15 protein-coding genes and 1 pseudogene are annotated in these 17,216 nt (G+C 54.7%); 11 read left to right on the top strand and 5 right to left on the bottom strand.

Going from position 1 to position 17,216, the window contains the following annotated elements:
- Positions 1-2: 2 nt before the first annotated feature.
- From AC5JQH_RS00080 to AC5JQH_RS00065, 4 genes are read right to left on the bottom strand one after another with little or no spacing between them, the layout of a single operon-like run.
- Positions 3-1,268: an NAD(P)/FAD-dependent oxidoreductase gene (locus tag AC5JQH_RS00080; protein WP_493805118.1), complete on the bottom strand. Its 1,266-nt coding sequence runs from the start codon at positions 1,266-1,268 to the stop codon at positions 3-5.
- Positions 1,265-2,065: an SDR family NAD(P)-dependent oxidoreductase gene (locus tag AC5JQH_RS00075; RefSeq protein ID WP_014577143.1), complete on the bottom strand. Its 801-nt coding sequence runs from the start codon at positions 2,063-2,065 to the stop codon at positions 1,265-1,267. Before AC5JQH_RS00075 ends, AC5JQH_RS00080 begins: the two co-directional genes overlap by 4 nt.
- A complete protein-coding gene (locus AC5JQH_RS00070; protein WP_053115352.1) occupies positions 2,062-2,529 on the bottom strand; it encodes a nuclear transport factor 2 family protein in 468 nt (155 codons plus the stop codon). The genes AC5JQH_RS00075 and AC5JQH_RS00070 overlap by 4 nt, the downstream gene beginning before the upstream one ends.
- A complete protein-coding gene (locus tag AC5JQH_RS00065) occupies positions 2,526-3,482 on the bottom strand; it encodes an acyl-CoA desaturase (RefSeq protein ID WP_493805117.1) in 957 nt (318 codons plus the stop codon). The genes AC5JQH_RS00070 and AC5JQH_RS00065 overlap by 4 nt, the downstream gene beginning before the upstream one ends.
- Before the next feature lie 116 nt (positions 3,483-3,598).
- Between AC5JQH_RS00065 and AC5JQH_RS00060 the strand changes: the two genes are divergently transcribed.
- On the top strand, positions 3,599-4,627 hold the full coding sequence (locus AC5JQH_RS00060) for an NAD(P)/FAD-dependent oxidoreductase (protein ID WP_286803515.1): 1,029 nt from the start codon (positions 3,599-3,601) through the stop codon (positions 4,625-4,627).
- Here the strand turns inward: AC5JQH_RS00060 and AC5JQH_RS00055 are convergent.
- Positions 4,617-6,101 carry an HD domain-containing protein gene (locus tag AC5JQH_RS00055; protein WP_062784253.1) on the bottom strand — a complete coding sequence of 495 codons (1,485 nt, stop codon included), beginning with the start codon at positions 6,099-6,101 and terminating at the stop codon, positions 4,617-4,619. The genes AC5JQH_RS00060 and AC5JQH_RS00055 overlap by 11 nt on opposite strands.
- Before the next feature lie 114 nt (positions 6,102-6,215).
- On the opposite strand from AC5JQH_RS00055, the gene AC5JQH_RS00050 reads away from it, so the two are divergent.
- The 10 genes and pseudogenes from AC5JQH_RS00050 to AC5JQH_RS00005 all read left to right on the top strand — a co-directional run.
- The gene (locus AC5JQH_RS00050; RefSeq protein WP_008171644.1) at positions 6,216-7,424 is read left to right on the top strand and encodes a PP2C family protein-serine/threonine phosphatase; all 1,209 of its coding nucleotides are present in this window, start codon (positions 6,216-6,218) and stop codon (positions 7,422-7,424) included.
- A gap of 14 nt (positions 7,425-7,438) precedes the next feature.
- Entirely contained in the window at positions 7,439-7,930 is a 492-nt protein-coding gene (locus AC5JQH_RS00045; protein ID WP_008171643.1) for an STAS domain-containing protein, read from the top strand.
- A gap of 60 nt (positions 7,931-7,990) precedes the next feature.
- Positions 7,991-9,058, top strand: a complete 1,068-nt coding sequence (locus AC5JQH_RS00040) for an NAD(P)H-dependent glycerol-3-phosphate dehydrogenase (RefSeq protein WP_008171642.1) — start codon at positions 7,991-7,993, stop codon at positions 9,056-9,058.
- A gap of 42 nt (positions 9,059-9,100) precedes the next feature.
- Positions 9,101-9,550, top strand: a complete 450-nt coding sequence (locus tag AC5JQH_RS00035; RefSeq protein ID WP_493805116.1) for a SixA phosphatase family protein — start codon at positions 9,101-9,103, stop codon at positions 9,548-9,550.
- A 45-nt stretch (positions 9,551-9,595) separates the two neighbouring features.
- Positions 9,596-9,712: pseudogene (locus AC5JQH_RS00030) on the top strand (radical SAM protein); the annotation flags it as partial.
- Positions 9,713-9,839: 127 nt separating this feature from the next.
- Positions 9,840-11,219: a gamma-mobile-trio recombinase GmtY gene (gmtY, locus tag AC5JQH_RS00025; RefSeq protein ID WP_493805115.1), complete on the top strand. Its 1,380-nt coding sequence runs from the start codon at positions 9,840-9,842 to the stop codon at positions 11,217-11,219.
- A complete protein-coding gene (gene gmtZ, locus AC5JQH_RS00020; protein WP_493805114.1) occupies positions 11,209-14,508 on the top strand; it encodes a gamma-mobile-trio integrase GmtZ in 3,300 nt (1,099 codons plus the stop codon). The genes gmtY and gmtZ overlap by 11 nt, the downstream gene beginning before the upstream one ends.
- Positions 14,501-15,136: a gamma-mobile-trio protein GmtX gene (gmtX, locus tag AC5JQH_RS00015; RefSeq protein ID WP_493805113.1), complete on the top strand. Its 636-nt coding sequence runs from the start codon at positions 14,501-14,503 to the stop codon at positions 15,134-15,136. Before gmtZ ends, gmtX begins: the two co-directional genes overlap by 8 nt.
- Positions 15,129-15,569, top strand: a complete 441-nt coding sequence (locus AC5JQH_RS00010; protein ID WP_092032536.1) for a VPA1267 family protein — start codon at positions 15,129-15,131, stop codon at positions 15,567-15,569. The genes gmtX and AC5JQH_RS00010 overlap by 8 nt, the downstream gene beginning before the upstream one ends.
- On the top strand, positions 15,562-17,216 hold a 1,655-nt coding region (locus AC5JQH_RS00005), incomplete at its 3' end, for an AAA family ATPase (protein ID WP_493805112.1). The genes AC5JQH_RS00010 and AC5JQH_RS00005, both read left to right, overlap by 8 nt.

Here is a 17,216-nt window from a genome sequence, read left to right as displayed (position 1 = left end):
GGTCAAAGCTCCACCCCGAACGCTTCGGTGACCCGCAACGCGCTGCGAACGCCATCTTCGTGGAATCCGTTGAACCAGTAAGCACCACAGAAATGGGTTCGATTTTGGTTACCGATTTCGTCGTAGCGTTCCTGGGCTGCCACCGCGTCCAGTGTGAATACCGGATGGGCGTATTCGAAGCGCTTGATCACCTTTTCGGGGTCGATATCTCGGCTGCGATTGAGGGTCACACAGAAGGTTTCCGGGGCATCATGGAAGTTCTGTAGTATGTTCATGTTGTAGGTGACAGAAACCGGTTCAGTACTGTGGGTCGGAATAAAGTAGTTCCAGGCAGCCCATGCCCGGCGATTGTCCGGCAACACGCTGCTGTCTGTATGGAGCACGACATCGTTGTTCTGATAGGCTATGGCTCCGAGTATGTCCCGTTCCTTGTCGGTCGCGTCAGCGAGCATGGCAAGGGCCTGGTCGCTGTGGCAGCCAAAAATCACCTGGTCAAAGTGGTGTTCTTCGCCCCTGACAGTCACGGTTACACCGTCCTCATGGCGGACAACCCTGTCGACAGGGCTGTTCAGGTGCATGCCATCACCCAGCCGTTCCATCATCTTCTTCACGTACTGGGCAGACCCACCGGAAATCACCCGCCAGGTCGGGCGGTCATCCACAGACAGCATGCCGTGATTGTTGAAAAACTGCAGGAAGAACCGGATTGGAAACTGTTCCAGCACGATTTCCGGTGCTGACCAGATCGCCGCACCCATCGGAACAATGTAGTAGTTCCTGAAATAGCGGGAGTACCCGTTCCGGTTCAGGTATTCCCCCAGTGTTTCTTCGTTATTGATATTGCCGGCTTCAAGGTCTGCACGGGTTTCCTTGTTAAAGCGCAGAATCTCCCTCACCATTTTCAGGAACGGCAGGTTGAAAAGATTCTTTCGCTGGGCAAACAGGGTATTCAGGCTGGTGCCGTTATACTGCAGGCCGGTGCTGCTGCAGTCCACGCTGAAGCTCATGTCGCTGACTTCCGATGGAACTCCCAGCCGCTCCATCAGTTTGATGAAATTCGGGTAGGTCCAGTCGTTGAATACGATGAAGCCGGTATTCACCGGCCAGGTCCGGCCACCGGCTTCGACCTGTTCGGTGTTTGTGTGACCGCCGGCATAGTCACCCGCTTCAAAAACCTGAACATCGTGTTTCTCGGCCAAAAGCCAGGCAGCCGTGAGGCCGGAAACGCCGGCCCCAATGACAGCAATCCGCTGACGCTCACTACTCATCCATTATTTTCCTGTTCGGTGTTGCTTTTACGGGCCATAGAGGCCGACATACGGTCGATCAAGGGCCGGGGAAGGGCGCCCAGCGCTTTCAACATCCAGGTGAAGCGCTTGGGGAATGCAATCTCATTCTTGCCACGCGCGAGACCACTGACAATGCGCTCCGCCGCATCCTCTGCAGAAACCAGAAAAGGCATTGGAAAATCGTTCCGATCGGTCAATGGTGTCTTGACGAATCCGGGGGAAACCACCACTACGTCGATCCCTTCGGCGTCAAGGTCTGCCCGGAGTGCATGGGCAAAATAGGTCAGCGCCGCCTTGGAAGCGCCGTAGCCTTCAGCCCGGCCGAAAGGGAACCACCAGGCGGAAGAGCTGACGATCACGAGGGTCGCCGGCTGGCCTTTAGCCCGGCTGCGCCTGAGGGCCGGCAGAGCAATATCGAGACACCGCGCCGTGCCAATCACATTGGTGTGAATGTTCTTCTCGATAACGTCACTGTTGTAGTGCGCTATCTCCAGATATTCACAGGTGCCGGCGTTCAGTATCACCATGTTCAGGTCGCCGTGATTTTCCAGCGTACCTGCAATGGCCTGGAGATCTTCTTTGCTGGTGGTGTCTGCAGCCGCCGGTATAATCCGGTCTGGCGCTGCAGAAGCCAGTTCTTCGAGAGCACCCTGTCGGCGGCCGGTAATCACAAGCCGGTGACCACCGCGTGCCAGGGCACGGGTAACGGATTCGCCAATGCCCGAACTGGCGCCGGTAATCCAGATATTCGAGGTTTCCTGAAGTCGATCACTCATCCTGCCTGATCCTTGATCCAGCGAATGGCCCTGCCAATCAGCGGCAGGTTTTCGTAGAGCATTTCCCCGGCGTCAAAGTAATCACGGTGGTAGCACACCATCCCGTCCCGGATTTCGAGGTGGCTGATGCCCTGCACCTGGACTTCACGCCCCTTGCGAAGGCGCTTGTGACGAAGGTGCATAACCCAGGGCAAGGCGGCAAACTCCCCGTGAACAACGGCTTCACCGAATTCAAAGCGACAGGAGATGACGTTCGCATAAGCCCCGGCGAAATAGTGGGTCAGCTCATCCAGGCCCGATACGGTGCTCAGTGGGTCCTGGAACCGGATATCCTCGCTGTAGACCCGGGAGAGCTTGTTCAGATTACCCTTGTCGAGTTCGTTGAACAGCGCTCTGAAATTATCGAGCGTTGCCGGCACCGCCGAATTACGCGTACCTACTTCGATCTTTGAGGCGGTTGTCATTGCCTGCTCCTCCTCATTTTATCCAGTTCGCGTGTTTCTTCCTGAATGTGCTTGGGTATCGGGTTGAGCTCCCAGATGATGCCAAGCTTCGACATCAGCCATAGCCCATACCAGGTGATGTCAATTTCATACCACCGGAACCCCTGACGAACAGATTGCGGCCAGCGGTGGTGATTGTTGTGCCATCCCTCGCCCAGGGTAAGTAGGGCGAGCCAGAAGTTGTTTCGGCTGTCGTCCGACGTTTCAAATCGGCGCTTGCCCCACACATGGGACAAAGAGTTGATGGATACCGTGGCGTGAAACAGCACGACGGTCGAAATGAAGAATCCCCAGACAAGCATCTGCAGACCGTTGGTCCCCAACCCCGGAGCCCACCCGGCCAACGCCTCGCCCAGCCCGTAAATACCAACGGCGGCGAGAGCCGGTACCAGAGCGTCAAGCCGGTTAATCAGCCTGAGTTCCGGGAATTTCAGCCAGTCCCGAATCCGACGTTCGTCGGTCGCAAAGCCGGCGTCACAGGTGAACCACCCCATGTGGGACCACCAAAATCCGCCCTGATGGGGCGAGTGCAGGTCCTGAACATCATCGGAGTGCTGATGATGATGGCGGTGGTGGGCAGCCCACCAGAGCGGGCCGCGTTGGGCCGCACTGGCGCCGAGCACCGCGAATACAAACTGGGCAGGCCGGCTGGTCTTGAACGTCTTGTGGGCAAAATAACGATGGTAGAATCCGGTAATCGCAAACATCCGCACGAGGAAGAAAGCAATCGCGAATCCGATGGCGAATGCGCTTACGCCGGTGTAAAACGCCAGAAGGCAGGCCAGATGGAGCGCAATGAACGGAATAACGCGTAAAAAATTGAATGATCGGGACGTGGTGTCTATGTGATCCGAACCTGCTTCGGAATCGAACCACCTCAGAATGTTTGTAAGCCAATGTTGCATTCGGGTCATACCCTGATTGCCCTTTCTCTTTAATGGAATCTTGATCGCACACTCAGTCTTGATGCCGCTGGTGTTTCATGGAGAGTAGTACGATCTCACTACTGTAATTGGATGCACGATAAACCATGTTTAATCAAACCTTTGATTCGTCACTTATACGCCGTATCGCCATTGTCGGTTCAGGCCTCTCCGGGCTGACCGCCGCTATCCAGCTGCGCGGTCTCGGCCATGACGTTACGGTCTTCGAAAAAAGCCGGGGACCGGGTGGCAGGCTCGCTGCGAAGCGGGTAACCGGCGGATCAGCAGATATGGGCGCGCAATACTTCACCTCCCGGAACCCGGATTTCCTGCCGTTTCTCCAGAAATTTGCCGGCCCTGAAAGCTTCGGACCGTGGGAAGGACGGTTTGGTTTCCAGACGAATGCTGATAAATGGGAATCCTTCCCTCAGGAGACCCGTTACGTCGGTATTCCCCGCATGACAGCGATTACCCGGGCCCTGTCCGGACACGCTCACGTTGTTACCGAGACACGCGTTGCCAGATTGGCCCGAAACGACCAGTCCTGGTCGCTCTTTTCCACCGCCGGCTCGCACCTCGGCGATTTTGATGCAGTTATCGTTACCGCGCCTCCGGCACAGGCTCGGGATTTGCTGGCGGACAGCGGCCTCGACGCTCTGGCCTCCCACCTGGACGATCCGGTGAGCCGGGTTCTGCCATGCTGGGCCGTTGCCGCCCACTTCCCGGTATCGCCCTGGCCGCATCACGAAGGCATGCGCTGCAAGCACCCGGCGCTGTTCTGGGTGGCCAACAACTCCAGCAAGCCCGGTCGAGACGACGAAGGCCAGTGGTGGGTTTTGCACGCCAGCCCGGCCTGGACCGAAGACCATGTGGACACACCAGCCGAGGAGGTGGCCGAAAAACTGTTGGCTGCGTTTCGTGAAACGACCGGCTTCGATACCGGTCCGGACGACGTGGTTACCCATCGCTGGCTCTACGCGCGCTCTGAAGGCGGAGAACATCCTGGCCATCTATGGTTCCCGGATTACAAGATCGGGCTCGCAGGCGACTGGCTCAGTGGCGGCCGGGTAGAAGGCGCGTTCGACAGTGCCTGCGGACTGGTTGCCGAACTGACGACACCTCCCACTACTCAGTGAGAGACTCCTGGTTACCGGTGGTCACATCGGGCCGGGTATAGAAATGTGTGATGGTGCCGTCACTGAACTTGCTGAAGAAGGCGCTGACGTCGGTGATCTTCTTCAACGACCGGGTGCGGTGGATAGGTTCGCGCACGAGCACCTTGATGCCGTTGAAGTTGTCCTGAATGTTCGAGAAGCGCGCCCGCATCGAACAGGTCACTACCTGGGCAGGGCTGAGAGAAAGCTCTTCGGCCAACCATGCGCTATGACGTTCGATCCCCCTGGCTGAGAGGTCTTCCCGGGTATCCAGATGGTTCAGTTTCACCCGGTTTACAATGCAGAACGAGAAACTCTTCGGGTGCTTGCGGGCCACTTTCCGAAACGCCTCCCAGAAGAAGTTGTCGGTCAGTTCTGCAAAGTAGGCCATGTCGCTCAGGCAGGTATCCACCCATTCAAAGTTCTCCGGGTCATCGAGCACTTCGTTGATCGCTTCCCGAAGCAGCCAGTCAAAGCCCAGCGCGGTCTTGTGGGCGTAAACCTTGCGGTACATCTGGTGACGACTGTAGACAAAGTCCTCGAGCGCCCCCAGTCCTTTCTGGGTTATGGCCAGCCCCAGCCAGGGTTCGGACACATCCCATCCAAAACGCAGGTTGCTCAGAAGGTGGTCCAGATTGAAACCGCCGATGGTTACCGAAGAGTGGAAGCCGTCCCGCAGCATGTAATCGGCTCGGTCAGCGTCGATTTCGCCGGATACAATCGATGACAGCAGATCCATCACCAGCCCGGGAATGTTTTCGCTGAGCGGTGATCCCGCCGCGGCATCCTCTCCCGCAATAAAGGCCCAGAATGTGCGGGCATGACGACAGAACGTCTCACTGGGTTTCACGTCTGTCGTTTCCATAATGCCGATAACGTCCCGGGCGAAAAGCCCCGCACCTTCGAGATCCACCGCCATGAGCACATCGTGGGCGACACGCACGGAATAATGCTCGTGTTCCAGCTCGTCGGGTTCTTCCGGGTGGTAGGCGGAATAATCCACGCCGCGCCACAGATCCCGGAAGCGGCCGGGACGGGACATCAGTTCCCGGATGCGCCGGGCCTGGGTGAACTGATGGGAAAAACTTGAATGCCCGCTGTCATGCAGAAGACAGCCCAACCGGATGGTTTTGGCCAGATAGTCGATGGCGTCGAGCTGGCTCAGGCTAAGGTCGGTTTGCTCGCTGAGCTGGCGCTCCCTGAGGTAGGCGTCGATCATCGAGCGGAACATGCGCGTGCCCACATGCATCACACCAATACTGTGCAGAAAACGGGAATGGGTTGCGCCGGGAAAGACCAGGCTCAGGATGTCGTTCTGGCAGATGTTTCGCAGTCGCTGGAACAGCGGGTGATCAATCACCTGGATCTCGTGCCGGTAAAGCGGAATGCCTCCGTGAACCGGATCCATGATCAGCTTGTCATAGGCTCCGAGTAGATCGTTTACGGCACGTCGCATCAGATGGAATCCTCCGATTTCATGAACTTGGCCTTGTTATATCACAGGGGCGTGCCAGAATAGGCTTAATCAAGCCAATTTATCGTTTATCGCTGGTAGTTTAGGGCAGTCGCCATGACCTCGCGCACCGAGCGCATACTTATAATAGACGCCGATGAAAAGGCCCGTACGGATCTCGCCCGTTACCTTGAAGCGAGGGGGTTCTACGTGACCGGCTACCGGGATCTCGCCAGCGCCAAGGCGCTTTTTGACGATAACATTCCCGATGTCATCTTTGCAGACCTGCCTCCGGAATCCATCCGGGATCTCGCCAATCGCCTGGAAGAAGCCGAAACATTCACGCCGATCGTCGCCTGTTCGTCCAGCGAGTCCAGCGCTGATGTGGTCAGCGCCCTCAGGGCCGGGGCGGCGGACTTTGTCCTCAAACCCTGCAACGACGACAAGGGCGCACTGGACGATGTTATCGGGAAATTGTTCGACCGGGTCCGGGTCAACCGGCTGAATCAGCTTTACCGGCAGGAGCTTGAAGAGGCTAATCGTGACCTGCGGGACGGCATCGCCGAGCTGCGGGCAGACCAGCGCGCTGGCCGAAAGGTCCAGTTACGGATGCTTCCGGAGCATGAACAGGTGATGAGTGGCCTGCACGTGGACCACATGATAAAGCCATCGCTTTACCTGAGCGGTGATTTTCTGGATTACTTCCGTATTTCCGACGACAAGGTTCTGGTGTACATCGCCGATGTCTCCGGCCATGGCGCCAGTTCCGCGTTTGTAACCGTATTGCTGAAGAACCTGACCAACCGCTTGCAGCGAAACCTTCGCCGGGGCTCCAGTGAAGATATCCTGTACCCGGACCGATTCCTGGAACGCATCAATTCCGAGTTGCTGGATACCGGCCTCGGTAAACACGTAACCGTATTCGTTGGCATTATTTCCCTGAGCGAACGTAAATTGAATTATGCAGTCGGCGCCCATTTCCCGATGCCTATCCTGTCCTTTGAGGGTGGGGAGGCTGCGTTTCTCGAGGGAAGCGGGCTTCCGGTAGGGCTGTTTGAGACGCCGGAATGGGAAGTGTATGAGGTTCCCCTGAACAAACCGTTTCATCTGACCCTGTTTTCGGATGGAATTCTGGAAGTTATCCGGGAAAAGGGACTGGATGAAAAGGAGCGGACACTGCTTGAACTCGTATCGGGAGGTCGTCACACTATCGCCTCTCTGAACGAGGCTCTGCATCTGGAACAGATCACAGAGCTGCCGGACGATATCGCTATCGTATCGGTAACTGATACCATTAACGGATCAGATAACACCCCGTCGAATTAGTGGCAGTGTGAAACATGGCTGGTTACAAGATCCTGCAAGCTGAAAAACAGGGCATCTATGTCCTGAAGTTTATTGGGGAAATCCGGCTGAACCTGTGTTCGACGCTGGACAATCTGGTTGAGTCCATCACCCAGGACCCGGAGTTCAAGACCGTGGTGATCGACCTGACCGAGACCGAGATTATCGACAGCACCACACTCGGACTGCTTGCCAAGATCGCGATGGCGGCCCAGAAACAGAGCAACTTCCTGCCCACACTTATTTCGACCAATCCCGATATTACCCGCATTATCACTTCCATGGGTTTCGACAAGATCTTTATTATTGTGCGAGAACCCGCGTCCCGAATTGAAGAGCTTGAAGAGATTCCCGTACTCAGGGCCAGCGAACAACAGGTTCGAGACAAGGTTCTTGATGCCCATAAAGTGCTGATGGGCCTGAACAGCCGAAACAGGGAAGAATTCAAGAATCTGGTGCGCGCTCTGGAATGTGAAGAGCCCGGTTAACTGCGCCGCCCTGGTGCGAAATTGCCGGTATCACACCTGATCTGACAGAACGGAAGAACTATGTCTGAACAATCGACGCCCCGGAACACTGAGGCAGCCGCGCCAGTACATGATGTGGCGGTTCTGGGCGGTGGCAGTTTTGGTACTGCCATGGCCAAGGTGCTGGGTGAAAACGGTCACCGTGTTCATTTCTGGATGCGTGGCAAAGCCCAGGCCGAAGAGATCCGCAGCACCCGAATCAATAGCCGCTACATGCCAGGCATTGAGCTGACCGGTGACATTCAGCCCACCACAGACCTGGCGGACGCTGTCAGCAAGGCCGAGATCGTCTTTGTTGCCATTCCGAGCAAAGCCTTTCGGGCCGTTATCCGCGAGAACAGCGACAAATTCCGCGACGAGCAAATTGTCATCAGCCTCACCAAGGGGATTGAAGAGCACGGCTTCAAACTGATGAGCGAGATTCTGCAGGAAGAGATCCCTCGTTGTCGTACTGGCGTGCTCAGTGGCCCCAACCTGGCTGGTGAAATCGTAAACCGGGATCTGACCGCCACTGTTATTGCCGCCAAGGATCCGGATGTACGCCGCTCGGTTCAGGACCTCCTTGGGTGCGAGTATTTTCGCGTTTACGCGAACGTGGATGTGTATGGCGTGGAACTCGCCGGGGCACTGAAGAACATCTATGCGATTGTTGCGGGTCTTGCCTCCGCCCTGGAAATGGGTGAGAACGCCAAGGCCATGCTGATTACCCGCGGTCTTGCAGAGATGAGCCGGTTTGCCGTCAGCCTCGGCGCCAACCCAATGACATTCATGGGGCTGGCGGGTGTCGGTGATCTGATCGTGACCTGCACCTCATCCAAGAGCCGGAACTTTCGAGTGGGTTATGCCGTTGGCCAGGGCCAGAAACTGGACGATGCCGTGGCGGAGCTCGGGCAGGTGGCCGAAGGTATCTATACCCTGAAGCTCGTCAAGCAGAAAGCCGAGGCCATCGGGATCTACATGCCACTGGTTCGTGGGCTTTACGAGATCCTCTATGACAACGCTTCAATCAAGGCGGTCATCAATAGCCTCATGATGTCGGTCCAGAATTCCGACGTAGAATTTATACTGCCGCGGACCATCAGCCAGTAACAGGCCCGCTGAACCGGGACCAGGCCGGAAAGGAGAGAGCCCTTGCAACTGCTCATCATGCGCCATGGGGAAGCTGGCTGGCATACGCTGGATCAGGAACGTGAACTGACAGAGGCCGGCCGGCTTGGCGTGGCTGAGGTTGCCGCTCGCATCGCGGAGTCGCCCTGGCGACCGAAGATGGTCTGGAGCAGCCCCTATGTGCGTGCCAGGCAAACGGCGGCGATCGTCTCCGAAATTCTCAATTGTCCCGTTGAAGAAAAGATGTTTATCACTCCGGACGACGACCCGGCAGCCTGCCTTGATGCATTGATTGAGCATCACGAATCACCCCTGTTGATCGTTTCCCACATGCCCCTGGTGGGAGGGCTTGCCACGCTTCTGGTTGACGCACACCGCCGGGGCATTCCGTTCATGACCTCCCAGGCCGTCATGCTGGATATGCCAGTAGTCGGCCCCGGTTGCGCTGACTTGAAAGCCCAGTTTCTGCCCTGATATCGCCAGTAAGTAATTTCTGAATTCTCAAATCCGAGCCCGACTATGTACAGCTTTCCAATCGACTACGTGGAGCCGGTCTTCCGGCCTCCCAGTGAAGCCAAGTCACTGATCCTGCCGGTCACCAACGGCTGCTCCTGGAATAAGTGCACGTTTTGCGATTAGTAGAATGAAGTTTCTGTACTAAAAACACCTTAAAAATCCCCCAAAGTTCCTAATCCGCACTTTCTTCTTCACTTTAATCCCACTATAGTACTATTAAAAACATACTACAGATACGAGAAAAAATGTGCTTAATAGTGTTTGTCTGGAAGCGAACATCAGAGTAGATAACACCGGACTCCAGGTCAGTCTTCCGGTAATCGTGACGCACGATGGCCTGTTGAGAAGCTATCTGGACTATTTGATCGTCCATCGGAACAAGTCACGGAGCTGGAAAGACAGAAGCGCCTTCGCAGTCCGGCTTTTGATCGATTACACAAAGCAAAACGAGGGCTGTTTTGATAAGCACTATCAGCTTTTCCGAGAGTTTTCCAACAGCCTGTACACGGGAACGATTGGTGAAAACGGTAATGACCCCAGTTGGTTGCGTTGGAAGCCACGCTCAGACAACGATGCAGCTTTTCTTATCAAGCTCATTACACACTACACAGACTGGTTGGCTAAGCAACACGAAGAGAAAAAATACCAGATAAACCCGAAGGTTAAACCAACCCGTTATGAGGAATGGATGGGCTTGGCAGCCCATTATCAGAAAAAGCGCCGTGCCTTTTTCTCCCATCTTTGGGCAAGCAAGCCGGACCCCTCTTATTTTCGATATGTCATGCCCAGGAAGGTTTCTCGCTCAAAAGGTACCGAAAGCACGAAAAGTTTTCCGGAAGGACGGATTGATGATTTGCTTTGGGACGGATTCGTTCGATACGGCTTCGAGACCAGCGATAGGATTCATGAGCGGCTCGACCTGAAAAATGTACTGATCACCATGTTGATGCATTATGGAGGGCTTCGGCTCAGCGAGTGCTTCCACCTTTGGGTAGAAGACATTATCCCTTGGGAGGATGGAACGGCGCTCGTCAAAGTTTTTCACCCCGAAAAAGGGAAGCTAAGTCCGAACAGCCCAAGTAGACGTGAAGAGCTGCTTCAGCGGTTCGGACTAAAGCCCCGATTCGAGTATCCGAAGTCTCACACCCTGCATGCAGGATGGAAAAATCCGAAGGAGGATAACGAAGACCTCCACTTCATGACGGTTTGGTGGTTTCCGCAATCTGCCGGCGAAACTTTCAATGAGCTATGGCGGTTGTACTTGATGTATCAGCGGTATTCGGATGATGGAATGCATCCGTTTGCGTTTACAACTCGCACTGGCGCTCCTCACTCGATTAAAGGCTACAACCAGTCGCTCAAAAGAGCAGTAGAGCGGGTCGGCCTACCATTTTCAAAAGAAGCTGGAACAACGGCCCATGCCCATCGTCACTCATACGGGCGGGCTTTGTCTGACGCCAAATCCAGTTCCCTGATCATTAAAAACGCGCTGCATCATAAATCAATAGAAAGTCAGCAGGTATACACCGAACTCACTGAGAAACAGATGCGGGCGCATTTGAAGAGACTCTCACCCGAACAGCATCCGATATCTGCAATTTCGAGAGGACTCTCGCATGACGACTAAATACGCCACCTACGCCGAAGCGTCTGAGGCCGCGCAGAGACTGGGCTTTACATCACAACCTGAATACAACAAGGGCTACCGGCAAGACCCCAGCCTGTCGAGCGCTCCTCATAAAGCCTACGCTGAGGACTGGGTAGACTGGTACGATTTTCTCGGTACAGAGCGTCCCGGCGAGAAATACGCCACCTACGCCGAAGCGTCCGAGGCCGCGCAGAGACTGGGCTTTATATCACAATCTGAATACGCAAAAGGCTATCGGCAAGATCCCAGGCTGCGGAGCGCCCCTGATAAAGCCTACGCTGAGGACTGGGTGGACTGGTACGACTTTCTCGGTACAGAGCGTCCCGGCGAGAAATTCTACGCCACCTACGCCGAAGCGTCCGAGGCCGCGCAGGGACTGGGCTTAACATCACAATCTGAATACCTAAAAAGCTACCGGCAAGACCCCAGGCTTCCGAGCGCTCCTGATAGAGCCTACGCTGAGGACTGGGTGGACTGGTACGACTTTCTCGGTACAGAGCGCCCGGGCGAGAAATACGCCACCTACGCCGAAGCGTCCGAGGCCGCGCAGGGACTGGGCTTAACATCACTACCTGAATACAAAAAGGGCTACCGGCAAGACCCCAGTCTGCCGAGCGTTCCTGATAAAACCTACGCTGAGAACTGGGTGGACTGGTACGATTTTCTGGGTACAGAGCGTCCCGGCGAGAAATTCTACGCCACCTACGCCGAAGCGTCCGAGGCCGCGCAGAAACTGGGCTTAACATCACGACCTGAATACAACAAGGGCTACCGGCAAGACCCCAGTCTGCCGAGCGTTCCTGATAAAATCTACGCTGAGAACTGGGTAAGCTGGCCCATGTTTCTAGGAAACGAAAGCGCCTTTGACCCTGAATTGCTGACCATTTATCCGAGGTTTTGGGAAGCCATCCAGCGTTATGTGGAGGCAGGCACAAACCAAGCCGCCAAATACTCACATTTGAGGGCTTTTCTCAGGGTCTACGTGGCGGGGCAGAAGCTGATCGACGATCCTGGGGCCATGCTGTCGAGGGACATCCCTTTTAATGAGAGTGCTTATGAGGCTTTTGTTCACGCAACGGGCGATACCGTAAAAAAACCTAGGCATAACATCTGTGCGGATTTTCTCGAATGGGTTTTGAAGAATTATTGCGCGGATGTGGATGATGAGGGCGAGCTGATTTTCCTGCCAGGATTCCGCAACCCCTTACGAACGGTGCTCAAGGGCCTGCTGGATCAGTTTCCCAGCTACCGACGGAGCGAGTCCAACAAACCGCCACTGCCCTTGGACGCGATTTTGCGAGCCAAAACGCACCTGATTCCGCCTGAGGCAACATCGTTGCGGGACCTCTACCTGTTGCACCCGTTTTTAGAGGATTGTTGGTTTGAGGTCGATCCAAGACTGATCGATGAGAATGACCCAAACTGCATCTATCGAACCGTGACCAAGGACCGAAAAAAGCAGAATGGTGAGCGCTATTTTGAGGAGGCTTACGAACTTTGGTCGCCGGTCAAAATTGTGGCGAATTACACGCTGTTATCCATGCCCTTGCGAGGCCAACAGATCTGTTGGCTGGACAGCGGTGAGGGAGATGAGTTTATTCCGGTTTTGCGCGGCGGGAAGGTTTTCTGGGTCAAGAATATCAGCCATCTTGCCACTCCGAAGCGCAATCAGGGCTTCCTGAGAAGAGGCGAAGACGGCGAACTGAGTTCCTACATCACGACGAACAAAACCGGAAAGAAACTCGGGGGCTACAGCGTACCCCATATGCCCGACGACCTCGCCTACTGGGTGATCCGATTACGGGATTGGCAAGCCAAGTACAACCCAATCGAAACGTTAACCCCTTGGACTGCAATCAAGCTTCGACAAAGAACCAACAAGGACATCCTCAAGAGAAGGGGGAAGCAGGCGTTTTTGTTTCGCAATCCGGCTTCGTTGGCTTGCGAAGACAAAGTGTCGCCCATGTTCACGACAACCGCCTTCGCACGTACCTTGCCCGCTTTGCTTTTCCATAGCCAGAGCCCCGGTGAGGATCTGGCTGAGCGAATTCAAAAAAAGAACAGCGTGGACTACAAAAGCCAGTTCACCCCCCACGCCTTACGGGTCAGTCTGATTACGGCGTATATTGTCGATGGGCGAATGTCCATCGCCGTGATCTCGAAGTTGGTTGGCCATGCGTCACTCGTAATGACGATTTACTACACGAAAGTTGGCCATAGCATGATGCGAAAGGAATTGGCTGCTGCCGAGAAACGGGCGCTCGAACAAAGTCTGGACCGCTACCAGGACCTCATCATTCAGAAGAAGATCGATGAGGCTAGATCAGAACTCATCGCCACAGATCGAACCACTCTGGATCAGTGTTTGAATTCAAACTGGCCAGCCGCCGCCTTTCAATTGATGAGTATCGGAATTTGTCCCGTGGGCGGGGCCAAGTGTGACCAAGGTGGTGAGCCGTTGGTCGAGCGGAAACAAGAGGCCTTTTACGCGCCGGTTCCCAGCGGCTATCTGGGAACAAGAAATTGCCCACGATGCCGGTTCTTCATCACGGGCCCAGCTTTCCTTGGTGGCTTATCGGCCATCGTCAACGAAATTATTCTCGAAATTAACGTCATCCGTAAGGAATACCACGAGCTTGAGGAACAAAGGCAAGCGTTCGATGATGAACGCTACGATGCTGAGAGTGCAGGTAAGATGTTTGGGAACGAAAGAAAACTCAAAAAAGTCACTGCTGCTTATGAAGAAAAAGCCAGAAAACTCGACATGCTGGCGTGCGACCTTCAGCACTTATATCGGCTCATCACTCAATCTACGGAACTCTTAAACAAAACTGAGACGGATAAACAGCAATTGATTGTCAGTGAAAACTACGTGGAAATGGATATGCATCTGGACGAGCAGCAAAGCGATTTCAGGCTATTGGCTGAAGTGTGTGCGAACGCCGAAATCTACGAAAGCGCAAGTGCGTCCAGGGCACAGCCTTTGCTCACTCAGATGTTAGATAAACTTGCTGACACCAATGGGATCGCTCCGGCGATGTTCAGGCTAACCGATGACCAACAGCTACGCGCTGCCAACCAGGTTGTTCAATTGCTCATGAAGCAAACAGGGAATGACTGGCACCTTGCTGACAGCTTGGTGAACGGTCAAATCTCGCTAGAAGACCTTGCTGAACCGTTGAAATTCGGCGACATACGCAAAGAGATCGAATCGGTCATGAACGGGTCTCTGAAATTCCCGCTAGGAATCGAGATCTGCGATGAGTGATCCAAACGAAGTCTACGAGGCGGTTCTGAGCCAACTAAAAAGCGCTCGCTCGAGAAAATCTCTGGAAGCGCTGCATGAAGTCTGTCAGGAGCATCATGGTTCGGGTGCCGTTGATTTTAGAATCGCAACGATTGCCAAGCTTGGCGCGAATCGTGGGGTTCCAAGTACTCAAACGATTCGGAATAAGCCGGGCGAACCGTATCGAGCTGTGATTGATGCATGGCAGGCGCTTGGCGATCAGAAGAAAAAAGAAATCAAAGGTCGAATCACTCCGTCTGGGAAATACGACTGGGTGGATGAGCTGGGAAACCCAACTCATCGTTACCTTGCCCTCGATTTGATTGCGCAAGTGCGGCACCTAAGAGCCGAAAATAAAGGGTTTGCGTCGATCAAAAAGTTAGAAATTGACTGCCGTTCCGGTTCGGAAGTTGCGGTTGAATCACAACTTCCAAATTTCCTGAGTCATGAGTTGGACGCACTGAAGGAAGCGATTTCTGATGAGTTCCTGATGCGACAGGGTTGGGTTCGAGGGGAACGTGGAAGTATCAAGGACCAAAACGGCAAGGTGATCTTCCGTAATGGCTTCGTTGACGTCATTGAAAAAGTGCTGAGTTTAAAGCATGTCTAATGGACAAGAGAAAGCTCGCCAGAACCTCGTTGGCTTCCAACGCTGGGCGGCCACGCAAACGGACGAGGATTTTGAGCAAATCGTTCACCGGGGCCAGTTAAACCGTGGCGAGGTAGCGAAAGCCATTGGCATCGGCAAAAGCGCTCTGCGTCAGAATCCAGCCATCAAGGAGGCCCTGGAAACGTTAGAGCAAGGTCTACGTGAGCGGGGTGTGCTGCCACCACTCACTCAGGAGGCTTCGGTTCAGAGGTCTCAACCCAAACGCTATGATCCCACGGTCAACCAGAAAGCTTTGGAGTCCCGGCGTCTCTCGGCACTGGAGCAGGAAAACATCGAGCTGAAAGCTCGTGTGGCAACCCTCGAAGCCAAGCTCAAGCGTTATGGCGAGCTATCGGAGGTCCTAACCGAGTTCGGGGTAGCGCCCGATGCATGAAGACTATTTCCGTGTTACCAGCTGCCAACACAGTGGCTCAAAGTATACGATCTTCACAGGCGTACCTCTCAAAGCCGACAGTTACAAAATCAATTCGGGCAAGTACATTGTCAGCATCCGATGCGAAAACCAGTCTCTACCGATCCAGCCGTCGGTGGGGCAGCAGTGGCGGGTTCGCGGCCAGCGGGCCCTTGAGGCCGTCCAGGCGGGCGGTTATGAGCTTCAGCAGCATCTGTATAACGATCCGGCTGAGATGGAATGCACGCTGCCGGAAACGGGTGAAGCGCTCATTCGCTTCATCGCTACCGAGAAAGACTTCACTGGAATTGGTGAGTCGAAAGCTCGCGCCCTCTGGGAAGCCTTCGGGAGCGACCTGCACCCGTTGCTCCAATCGGACACGGAAGAGCACAGAGAGCGTCTGAGAGACGTTCTGAGCGACGCCTCAATTGAAGCCCTGCATAACGGCTACGCCAAGTATCGGAATCTCGCACACGCGAACTTGCTCGCTTCACTGGGCATTCCGCTGCGTATTCAGCAGCGTATTCTCAAATATCACGATGAGCGCACTGTCGATATCCTAAAAGCCAATCCCTGGGCTCTGCTGGGCTTTGGGATGCCGTTCGCCGACATCGATGCGATGTCCGAGCAATTGGGCTTTGAGAAATCAGCTCCAGTGAGGCTCGCAGCTGCCCTGGAAAGCGCAATCCGCAGGCAGGTCGAAAAAGGTCACACCTACGCAACGCATCAAGTTTTAAGGCCCGAGATCATAAAGCTTCTGGGCGATAAAGACCTGGTTGCCGAGGTCTTTGCCAATGGCTATCTCAATGGCCAGTTCATTCTCAGGCCGCAGACCGGCACCTATCACCCGACCGCCCAGATAATGATGGAGTCGGTCGTCGCCAAGCGGCTCAAAACACTGGCAATCATCACGGATCAAGATGAATCCGTCTTCAAAGCGATGACCGAATCGGCCCTGGAGCTGCCCTACAGTCTTACTGGTCAGCAACTGAAGGCGGTCGAATCCAGTCTTACCAACGGTGTGTCCTGCATTACCGGCGGAGCCGGTACTGGAAAAACCACAGTACTTCGGACTGTGCTAAAGGCTTATGCTTCATTGGGCTATGAAATACACGCCGTGGCTTTGTCCGGGCGGGCGGCTATGCGACTGCACGAAAGCATCGGTTTTTTTACAATGACGATTGCTCGCCTTTTGCGGGAAGAGCCTATCTCACCCTCATTGGTTCAGCCCAAGCACCTTTTGGTTATCGACGAAAGCAGTATGATCGACCTGCCGACCATGTATCGGATCATCACGCACCTTGATCCGTCGGTACGTATCATCTTGACGGGGGACCCAAACCAACTGCCGCCCATAGGCTGTGGCAAAGTCCTCTCAGACATAATCGAATCTGGCGCAGTTGCCAATGTTGAGCTGAATATCGTGAAGCGTCAGGAAGGCTCAACGGGTATCCCTGAATACTCTGCCACCATCAACCGGGGCGATGTTCCTCCATCGTTATCATTTGGTGCAATCACCTTCCACGAGACGCCTCCGGAGCTGGTTGTCGATAAGTGCAAGAGTCTATATGCAGAATCGGCTCACAATACACAGATGATCGGTGCAACGAAGGCCCTGGTTGGCGAGTT

The organism is Marinobacter sp. H13, from assembly GCF_059072335.1.
The sequence above is the reverse complement of the archived record's forward strand: the minus strand, read 5'-3'. Positions and strand labels throughout refer to the sequence as shown.